Origin of the sequence: Mesorhizobium intechi (assembly GCF_002879535.1) — a bacterium.
Classification (GTDB): Bacteria; Pseudomonadota; Alphaproteobacteria; order Rhizobiales; family Rhizobiaceae; genus Mesorhizobium; species Mesorhizobium intechi.
The window spans coordinates 1-968 of record NZ_PNOT02000149.1 but is presented as its reverse complement, the minus strand read 5'-3'; the positions used below and the strand labels follow the sequence as shown (position 1 = coordinate 968).

Here is a 968-nt window from a genome sequence, read left to right as displayed (position 1 = left end):
CGCCGCTCTTTTTTGGAAAGTCGGCTTCGGCTGTTAGCGGCCGAAGAGGTTCCGGTCGCTGCCCTGGGGAGCGGACTGCTGCACGTCGCCCGACGAATTGAGCAACTTGTAGACAGGCGAGCCGGTGTTGCGCACCGAAGAGGTCTGCGCGGTGTCAACGTTGGCCGTCGCCAGCTTGTTGATGTCGGTGCCACCAACATTGTCGTTGCCGGCATAGGCGGTGCCGGCGGCGATCAAAAGCGCGGCGGCAGTGAGAACGATCTTTTTCATTTTAGGGCTCCTGAATCTTATGTTGCGGCGAGCAGCGGACTATCCCGCCGCTCTGCGGAGGCGGCTTTAACGGCTGCCGTAGAGATCGCGGTCGCTGCTCTTGGGAGCCGAATTCTGGACGTCTCCGGACGAGTTGAGCAACTTGTGGACGAACGAGCCGCTGTCGCGGATGGCGCCCGTATGCGAGGTGTCGACGTTGGTGGCTGCCTGCTTGTTGATATCGGTCCAGCCAACATTGTCATTGCCGGCGAAGGCGCTGCCGGAGACCGCCAGAACGGCGGCGGCAGCAAGGATGATCTTCTTCATTTCAAGGTTCCTGAATTCTTCGAGTTTCACAGAGGCGGCGAGCTAAGCCCGCCGCCTGCTGGGAAATCGGCAATTAGTTGTTGCCGAAGAGGTTGCGGTCGGCACCCGTGACAGGCGTCTGAGCAGCCGGTTCCGACTTCTTGGTCGAAGCGGTGTAGGAGCTGTCGACAGCAGCAGTGGCTGCGGGGGCATTCGAACCATAGTGGTCGCTACCAGCGAAGGCGCTGCCGGAAATAGCCAGAAGGGCGGCGGCAGTGAGAACAATCTTTTTCATTTTGGGTACTCCAGTATTTTTTCCGTCCGTCTAGCGGCGTGTCTTGGGATAAATCGCGTCGTTCGGACCGCCCCGATGTGGGTAAGTCAGCTGGCCGTTTCCAATCACGAAGTTGTTC

At 59.5% G+C, this 968-nt stretch carries 3 protein-coding genes; all 3 read right to left on the bottom strand.

The genetic code is table 11. From position 1 onward, the window contains the following. Positions 1 to 33 precede the first annotated feature (33 nt). Complete coding sequence (locus C1D09_RS12600) at positions 34 to 270, bottom strand: DUF680 domain-containing protein (RefSeq protein ID WP_143974648.1); 237 nt, start codon at positions 268 to 270, stop codon at positions 34 to 36. A gap of 66 nt (positions 271 to 336) precedes the next feature. Then, positions 337 to 576, bottom strand: coding sequence for a DUF680 domain-containing protein (locus C1D09_RS12595; RefSeq protein ID WP_143974647.1), 240 nt, complete (start codon positions 574 to 576; stop codon positions 337 to 339). 73 nt (positions 577 to 649) lie between these two features. Then, positions 650 to 850, bottom strand: coding sequence for a DUF680 domain-containing protein (locus tag C1D09_RS12590; protein ID WP_143974646.1), 201 nt, complete (start codon positions 848 to 850; stop codon positions 650 to 652). Positions 851 to 968: the final 118 nt, after the last annotated feature.

Excerpts from the sequence above, each read along its gene's own strand:
- C1D09_RS12595 (WP_143974647.1), bottom strand. The coding sequence starts at position 576 with ATGAAGAAGATCATCCTTGCTGCCGCCGCCGTTCTGGCGGTCTCCGGC.
- C1D09_RS12590 (WP_143974646.1), bottom strand. The coding sequence starts at position 850 with ATGAAAAAGATTGTTCTCACTGCCGCCGCCCTTCTGGCTATTTCCGGC.
- C1D09_RS12600 (WP_143974648.1), bottom strand. The coding sequence starts at position 270 with ATGAAAAAGATCGTTCTCACTGCCGCCGCGCTTTTGATCGCCGCCGGC.